This is a genomic window from Zoogloea sp., assembly GCF_041911615.1.
Lineage (GTDB): Bacteria > Pseudomonadota > Gammaproteobacteria > Burkholderiales > Rhodocyclaceae > Zoogloea.
The window spans coordinates 1-3,543 of the sequence record NZ_JAYROR010000131.1 but is presented as its reverse complement, the minus strand read 5'-3'; the positions used below and the strand labels follow the sequence as shown (position 1 = coordinate 3,543).

4 protein-coding genes are annotated in these 3,543 nt (G+C 69.5%); 1 reads left to right on the top strand and 3 read right to left on the bottom strand.

The window, feature by feature from the left end:
• Positions 1–30 precede the first annotated feature (30 nt).
• A complete protein-coding gene (locus tag ACE3P2_RS17440) occupies positions 31–1,353 on the top strand; it encodes an IS1182 family transposase (protein ID WP_374266807.1) in 1,323 nt (440 codons plus the stop codon).
• Between the two features lie 155 nt (positions 1,354–1,508).
• On the opposite strand, the gene ACE3P2_RS17435 is transcribed toward ACE3P2_RS17440, so the two are convergent.
• The 3 genes from ACE3P2_RS17435 to ACE3P2_RS17425 all read right to left on the bottom strand — a co-directional run bounded on the left by ACE3P2_RS17435 (position 1,509) and on the right by ACE3P2_RS17425 (position 3,345).
• Positions 1,509–2,120, bottom strand: a complete 612-nt coding sequence (locus ACE3P2_RS17435) for a glutathione S-transferase (protein WP_374266805.1) — start codon at positions 2,118–2,120, stop codon at positions 1,509–1,511.
• A 248-nt stretch (positions 2,121–2,368) separates the two neighbouring features.
• On the bottom strand, positions 2,369–3,025 hold the full coding sequence (locus ACE3P2_RS17430) for an alpha/beta hydrolase (protein WP_276658206.1): 657 nt from the start codon (positions 3,023–3,025) through the stop codon (positions 2,369–2,371).
• The gene (locus ACE3P2_RS17425) at positions 3,022–3,345 is read right to left on the bottom strand and encodes a ferredoxin (protein WP_012586197.1); all 324 of its coding nucleotides are present in this window, start codon (positions 3,343–3,345) and stop codon (positions 3,022–3,024) included. Before ACE3P2_RS17425 ends, ACE3P2_RS17430 begins: the two co-directional genes overlap by 4 nt.
• Positions 3,346–3,543: the final 198 nt, after the last annotated feature.

Below are 3,543 nucleotides of genomic sequence, written 5' to 3'. Positions count from 1 at the left end.
CGGGCGTTTCGGGGCCGGTAGACTGTCGAGATGACGAGCTATCTGCCCTATTGCCCGCAGCAGCAGATGCTGCTGCCCCAGGCGCTGCAGGAGTGGCTACCCGAAGGCCACTTGGCGTACTTCATCAGCGACGCGGTCGACGGGTTGGATCTGAGCGCGTTCCACGCCCGGTATGCCGGTGGCGGACCGCGCAACCAGCCGTTTCATCCGGCCATGATGGTCAAGGTGCTGCTGTATGCGTACGCCACGGGCGTGTTCAGTTCGCGCAAGATCGCGCGCAAGCTGCACGAGGATGTGGCGTTCCGGGTCCTGGCGGCAGACAACTTCCCGGCCCACCGCACGCTGAGCGACTTTCGCGCGGTCCATTTGAAGGAGCTGAGCGAGTTGTTCGTGCAGGTGGTGCGACTGGCCCGCGAGATGGGGCTGGTCAAGCTCGGGACGGTGGCCATCGACGGCACCAAGGTCAAGGCAAACGCCAGCCGCCACAAGGCGATGAGTTACGGCCATATGGTGAAGGCGGAGGCCGAGTTGAAACGGCAGATCGAGGCGCTGCTCAATCGGGCCAAGGCCGCCGACGACGCCGAGCGGAACGAGCCCGAGCTGGATGTGCCGGCCGAGATCGCGCGGCGCGAGGCGCGGCTGACGGCGATTGCTGAAGCCCGGGCGCGGCTCGAGCAGCGCCAGCGCGAGGCCGATCAGGCGCGCGGGCGCAGCGACGATGACGAGCGTCGCCCGCGCGGCGGTGACGGCAAACCGAAGGGCGGGCGCTACAAGCGCGACTTTGGAGTGCCCGAGGACAAGGCGCAGGAGAACTTCACGGATCCGGACAGCCGCATCATGAAGCGCGCCGGCGGCGGGTTCGATCCGAGCTACAACGCCCAGACGGCGGTCGACGAGACCGCCCACATCATCGTGGCGGCCGAGCTGACCAACAACGCCAGTGACGCCGGGCAACTGGCGGGGGTACTGCAGGCCGTGCGCGACAACGTCGAACACCGACCGCGCCAGGCGCTGGCCGACACCGGCTACCGCTCGGAGCAAACGTTCCGGGAACTCGACGGGTGCGGGACCGAACTGGTGGTGGCGCTGGGCCGGGAAGGTAAGCGCCGACTCGGCTTCGATCGCGAACGCAATCCGCACACCGCGCAGATGGCCGACAAGCTCGAGAGCGAGGCGGGCAAGAGCGCCTACCGAAAACGGAAATGGATCGCCGAACCGCCCAACGGCTGGATCAAGAACGTGTTGGGATTCCGGCAGTTCAGCCTGCGGGGCCTGGAGCGCGTCAAAGCGGAGTGGAAGCTCGTCTGTATGGCGCTGAACCTGCGCAGGATGAGCACATTGAGGACGGCATGACGGGAAAAGGGGGCAAACCTGTCCCCGTTGCCGTCCGGCATGCGCGCCGCGCCGTCGCAAAGCAACTTGACCACGGCCTCAGTCTCGTGCCGCACCTCGCGGTTCGCCAATCGTTCTGCTAAAAAACACGCTCTGGAGTTCTGCCGCGCAGACTCCTAGCCCGCCGGCGGCTGGGTGTCGCGCAGGCTGCTGCGGGCGAACATGCGCTCGGCGAAGGGCACCAGGCCGGGGTGGCGGCTGCGCCAGTCGACATCGGGGAAGCGCAGGTCGAGGTAGCCGAGCGCGACCGCGACCGCGATGTCGCCGAGCTGGATCGGGCCGCCGTTGAAGGCATGGCGGCCGTCGAGGCGGCGTTCGAGTTCGGCGAGGCCGCGGTCGATCTTGTCCTTCTGGCGGGCGATCTCGCGTTCGCTGCGTTCGCCGTCGGGGCGGCGCGATTCGAGCAGGGCGGCGACCGCCGCGTCGGTGACGCCGTCGGCGAGCGCCTCGGTCTGGCGCACGCGCACCGCGTCGAGCCCGGCGGGCGGGAGCAGCGCGGGCGGGGCGCCGAGGGTCTCGAGGTAGCCGGCGATGACCGGCGAGTCGAAGAAGGTCTCGCCTTCGTCGGTGATCAGCACCGGCACCTTGCCGAGCGGGTTGAGCTCGGGGATCCGCGTGTTGGCCTCCCAGGGCGAGTCGACCACGAGCTCGAAGGGCAGCGCCTTCTCGGCGAGGATGACGCGGATCTTGCGCGCGTAGGGGCTGGTGAGCGAGGCGAGCAGTTTCATGATGGCGGGTCTCCGGTGGTGGCCGAGCCAGCGTACGCCGCAGGTGGGCGGGGGGAAATCAGGGAAACCGGAAGGATCGCGGCCCGCGTCGCGAGAAGGCCGGCGGGGTGCGGAGGCGGGCGCGGCGCGGATTCGGGGGAGGCGCGGAGTCCGGTGCTGGAATCGCGACTTGCGTCGCTCCTACGGCAATCTTGTAAGCGCCTGGGTTTCGTAGGTGCGACGCAAGTCGCGATTGCCGGCGGCAGTGTTCAGGCGTGCGCGACGTTGCGCGCGATGAGCTCGCGGATCAGGTGCAGCTTGCCGTGGAAGAAGTGGTCGGCGCCGGGGATCACGATGATCGGCTGTTCCTGCGGCCGCGCCCAAGCGAGCACGTTGGCGAGCGCGACGGTGTCGTCGTTCTCGCCGTGGATGACCAGCGCGGGGATGTTCGTCGGCAGCGCCGGGGTGTCGTAGCTGCGGCCGCTGCCGGTGGTCTCGCCCGCGGCCATGCCCACGAGCACGAGCTGGCGCGGCGGCGCGATGCCTTCGGCCAGGCGCTTGGCGACGCGCACCTGTACGTAGCCGCCGAAGGAGAAGCCGCCGAGCGCCAGCGGCAGCGCGCCCCAGCGCGACTCCGCCCAGCTGATCACCGAGAGCATGTCCTCGGTCTCGCCTTCGCCGTGGTCGTGCGTGCCCTCGCTCTGGCCCACGCCGCGGAAGTTGGGGCGGATCACCGCGTAGCCGAGATCGCGGAAGGCGCGCGCGAGCGTGTGCGCGACCTTGTTGGTGTTGGCGCCGCCGAAGAGCGGGTGGGGATGGCACACGAGCGCGATGCCCTTGACTGTCGCGGGGGCGTCGATCAGCGCCTCGATGTTGCCGGCGGGGCCGCGCAGCAGGGCGGACTCGGTGGGCAGCGGGCGGCTCATGCGGCGTCCTCGGGCAGGCGCAGGCGCTGGACCACGCGGCCCTGCATCAGGTGCGAGTCGATGATCTCGTCGATGTCTTCCTTGTCGACGTAGGTGTACCAGACGTTGTCGGGGTAGACGACGATCACCGGACCGTCGTCGCAGCGGCCGAGGCAGCCCGCCTTGTTGACGCGTACGCTGCCCTTGCCCTTGAGGCCGAGCGCGGCGGTGCGTTCCTTGGCGTAGGTCTGCAGCTCGCTCGCCTTGTGGTCGTTGCAACAGGACTCGCCCGGCTGGCGCTGGTTGCAGCAGAAGAAGACGTGGTGTTTGAAGTAGCTCATGGTGGCTCTCTGGGTATCGGGTCGAACGCCGTGCCGGCGCCGATCCGCGGGAACGTCGCGAGATTATAGGCGGCGCTTGCCGCGTGTGCGGCTTGCGGCGGGGTTGTGGCCGCGGGACCTGGCTGCGGCCGCCGCCCCGATGCCTAGCGGCGGGCTCGGCGGCGCGGAGCCGGCTGCGCGCTCGCGGGGGCGGCCGCG

Excerpts from the sequence above, each read along its gene's own strand:
- ACE3P2_RS17440 (WP_374266807.1), top strand. The coding sequence starts at position 31 with ATGACGAGCTATCTGCCCTATTGCCCGCAGCAGCAGATGCTGCTGCCC.
- ACE3P2_RS17435 (WP_374266805.1), bottom strand. The coding sequence starts at position 2,120 with ATGAAACTGCTCGCCTCGCTCACCAGCCCCTACGCGCGCAAGATCCGC.
- ACE3P2_RS17430 (WP_276658206.1), bottom strand. The coding sequence starts at position 3,025 with ATGAGCCGCCCGCTGCCCACCGAGTCCGCCCTGCTGCGCGGCCCCGCC.
- ACE3P2_RS17425 (WP_012586197.1), bottom strand. The coding sequence starts at position 3,345 with ATGAGCTACTTCAAACACCACGTCTTCTTCTGCTGCAACCAGCGCCAG.